This window comes from Serratia sp. CoH_122_TC_1 (assembly GCF_058191755.1).
Window position 1 is genome coordinate 1 of record NZ_JBXWLA010000046.1, and the last position, 3,346, is coordinate 3,346.

7 protein-coding genes and 1 pseudogene are annotated in these 3,346 nt (G+C 49.9%); all 8 read left to right on the forward strand.

Features of this window, described 5'->3' with window-relative positions; all coding sequences use genetic code 11:
* A pseudogene (locus tag AC2FC2_RS26775) lies at window positions 1-505 on the forward strand (hypothetical protein); the annotation flags it as partial.
* 2 nt (window positions 506-507) lie between these two features.
* Window positions 508-723 carry a molecular chaperone DnaJ gene (locus AC2FC2_RS26780; protein ID WP_490660186.1) on the forward strand — a complete coding sequence of 72 codons (216 nt, stop codon included), beginning with the start codon at window positions 508-510 and terminating at the stop codon, window positions 721-723.
* Window positions 720-1,280: a hypothetical protein gene (locus AC2FC2_RS26785; RefSeq protein WP_490660187.1), complete on the forward strand. Its 561-nt coding sequence runs from the start codon at window positions 720-722 to the stop codon at window positions 1,278-1,280. Before AC2FC2_RS26780 ends, AC2FC2_RS26785 begins: the two co-directional genes overlap by 4 nt.
* 57 nt (window positions 1,281-1,337) lie before the next feature.
* Complete coding sequence (locus AC2FC2_RS26790) at window positions 1,338-1,595, forward strand: hypothetical protein (RefSeq protein WP_490660188.1); 258 nt, start codon at window positions 1,338-1,340, stop codon at window positions 1,593-1,595.
* 9 nt (window positions 1,596-1,604) lie between these two features.
* A complete protein-coding gene (locus tag AC2FC2_RS26795) occupies window positions 1,605-1,838 on the forward strand; it encodes a DNA polymerase III subunit theta (RefSeq protein WP_490660189.1) in 234 nt (77 codons plus the stop codon).
* Window positions 1,839-2,324, forward strand: coding sequence for a hypothetical protein (locus tag AC2FC2_RS26800; RefSeq protein ID WP_490660190.1), 486 nt, complete (start codon window positions 1,839-1,841; stop codon window positions 2,322-2,324).
* A gap of 314 nt (window positions 2,325-2,638) precedes the next feature.
* Window positions 2,639-2,848: a ParE family toxin-like protein gene (locus AC2FC2_RS26805; protein ID WP_427640115.1), complete on the forward strand. Its 210-nt coding sequence runs from the start codon at window positions 2,639-2,641 to the stop codon at window positions 2,846-2,848.
* Complete coding sequence (locus AC2FC2_RS26810; protein ID WP_490660191.1) at window positions 2,845-3,234, forward strand: hypothetical protein; 390 nt, start codon at window positions 2,845-2,847, stop codon at window positions 3,232-3,234. Before AC2FC2_RS26805 ends, AC2FC2_RS26810 begins: the two co-directional genes overlap by 4 nt.
* Window positions 3,235-3,346: the final 112 nt, after the last annotated feature.

Below are 3,346 nucleotides of genomic sequence, written 5' to 3' on the forward strand. Positions count from 1 at the left end.
CCCCCTCTACTCGCAAGAGTACGTCTCCGCCCTGCAACACGAATCCGCGGTTAGCTGGGAGGCAGCGGCATCGCTGAGCGTTGAAAATCAGGAGCTGAAAAAGCGCATAGCCGAGCTGTCACGCCTGCTGGCACACAACATCGAGCGTGCCGAAACCGCCGAGAAAAACATGGAGCTGCATTTCAAGGCCATTGAGGCTGAGCGTGGTTTGTACAGGCTCGAAAGAGAGGCTTTCCGAAATCGCATAGCCGAGTTGGAACGCGCCAACCAATCTCAGGACGACCATATCAACCAGCAGCAGGACAGAATCGACTCGCTGGAGAAGACAAACACCGGTTTAGGTCAGCGTCTTGGTGCGGCAGAAAAGCGGCTGGCTACGCCGGTGCGGTTGAAAAAGGTCGATTCTAGCAATGTGCCATTTGCCGGTGACGGATTTAATGCCGCCGTTGATTATTGCGCCAAGGCTGTCCGCGCCGCTGGCTTCACCGTAGAGGGGGATGAGTAGCCATGGCGATCCCAGAATTAACAGGGCTTGATAAATGCCCGAAGTGTGGCGGAGAAAACGGATTTCATACGAAAGAGATTGTTGATTTTAAGCAGTTTTACGACTGGTCAGGGCATGCCTCCGAAGGTGAGCACTGTCGGCAAATACGCGGTGGTAACGCTTTCTACTGCTGTGATTGCGGGAAAAATATAACAGCCCACGTTAAGGGGGAAGCATGACACATACACTAACGACTGAGAGATTGAAAACCATCGCGGCGTGGCGCGCTAAGTACGGCGCTGACCACAACATCATAATTCCAGCCAAAGATGCTGAGGCCATGGCCCGCGAACTCCTGGCTAACCGGGAGGCGCAGCCGGTGGAAGTTCGTCGTGCGCTATTCACAAAAATCAGCAACCGTCCGGCAGACGAGGGCGGCAATATTTTCTACTGCGTTGCATCCGGTGAAATGGATTTACTGGAAGCTATCCTCACCGCCCCGCCAGCGCCAGCAGTGCCGGATGAAATGCCTGATGCCGCGTACGATGTATTAAGTAAAGCGTGCGGTGACAAGGCATGCCTTTTTGCTGATGAATTATGGAACGCCTGCCGCGCCGCAATGCTGGCTCAACCTGTAAGCCAGGGTTACAAGTTGCCGGAAGGATTCAAACTTATGCCGCTGGAAATGACCGACGAAATTGGCGAAGCCATCGCTATGGAAGCCCGTTGTTGCGGTGGGATTGCCCTATGCATCTATGAAGCTGCGCTGGCAGCAGCACCAGACAACAAGAATTGACTCTCACATCATCGCAATTATACTGTATGCATAAACAGTATTTTTATGGTGTGCATCATGTCCCCAAAAGACCTCGGCTATCAAATCGTCTATCGCGGTGAAATGCTCCCCTACTTTGTAGAGGGTGGCTGGGTATTCTTCCAGCGCCTCAAAGAGTACGGCGGCGGTTACTGGCTAGGCCGAACCTATCACGACGCTTTTATCTTCGGCTTAGAACGCCCTACGTCACTTTCAGACGGGATAGATTTCATTTTCGATATAAAGAAAGTCGAAAGTGGCTACACTGATTTCGATGATGATTTTACCCTTACGTAGGATTTGGCTATGTCATACAACTTAGGCGACAAATCGCCAGAAGAGCGCGAGAAGGTTAACGTAGATTTGGCGGCATCAGGCGTGGCATACAAGGAGAGAATGAACATGCCAGTGATACCTGTTCAGGTTGAGTCTGAGCAGCCTGAAAGCCTGCGTGAGTATTTTCGCGAACGCCTGCAGCACTATCGTAACGTATCTAAGCAATTCCCTGGGCCTGCGTTCTATCCTGTGGCGGATAAGTAATTGATTTACCATCCAGATTACTTCCGTAAGCTATTGGGAATTGATGCAAACATCGATCAAGAACTCGTGCAAGAAATTATAGATTTCACATTGGTTTTTTCACTGGCAGAGCAGAAGCTAATGGGTGGAAATGGCTCCATTCGCGATACTCATACCTACGCAGCCACTCTAAGTCAACAATATGGAATGAACGCTGATGTGCAATTTGAGTATTTCCATCATAGGTACATAACGAAACAGAATGCAGATGAATACTTGGACAACTTGTGTCCGAAAAAACCACGTGACAGGGAGACGGTGCGTATCGCACTAATGAAGGCTAACCCTTCTAATTCTGAAAAAATAGAGGCCGTTCTCAATGTTTGCATCCGGCTGAGACATAACCTATTCCATGGTAACAAGTGGGCTTATGAGCTTAGAGGGCAAGAGAAGAACCTTCGCGCCGTTACCAGCTTGCTGTCGGAATATCTGAACAGGGCCGCTTAGCATCAGGTCGTTCCACGACGAATTACCAACCTCGCATATGCGGGGTTTTTTATTGCCACTTCCCGGAGGCTAAAATTTGCTCTTAATGCCAGACGACAACGAAATCCTCGAACGGCTTAGCGTCACCGGCTCCACCCCTGACTCAGTTGCAAACCTTCTCCGCTGTGCCGGTTACAAAGGCATGACTGGCATAGCCATACGCAGAAGGTTGATTAAGCTTGAGAAAGAAAAAGCTGTTGAGCGCGTACGCCGCCCAGACATCAAAAAAATCTGCTGGGCACCAACCACAAAATAACCCTTCCCCACCGGACAAAATGAAACCTCGAATTCCGCAACGAATCAGCATCAAAGCTGATGGGGTTCTATGCGCCTTCAGAGAGGGCAAAAAGACACCCACCCGAACATATCAACACAACCATTTAACGCTGCCAGTGGCCCGCTGCTGGCGCCTGCTTTCAAAAGACAACGGTCACTCATGGAAAGTTATGAGTCACGAAAAGTACAACGTGGAGATAAAGAAGTGAAAGAAAAAACGAACTATGACTTCTTAAAATTCCTGGTGAAGGATACCGGCTATTACGACGTCGCTGGCCACCTGGAGGTTTTGCAAAAGGCATTCCCCAAGTCTGGGATTGACATAAAAATCGTCAGACGGCTTCGCAGGCAAATTGCTGAGTCTAACCATGTAGTTTGTGACTCCTACATAGCCAGGAGTCGACAGAAAGCAGTGAAGGTCATATCTGTAGATCCCCGCTATGAGATGCATGCAAAAACACCTTCGGAAAAATGCCGGGACAGAATAGCAGACAGTTATCTCACTTACGGGCATGAGACAGAAGCTCGCGCAATTCTGCTCGTTCAGCAATTCAACAAACTCTTAGCCCCAGTAACCCACCAGCGCGCCTACTAACACCGGAGCATCATCATGACATTTGGATATAAAAACTTAGCGCACCAGGCCGCTGAGGCGGAACGCCGTGCCCATTATGCCGACGCGGCCAGTATTTGGCTTAAAGCATTCG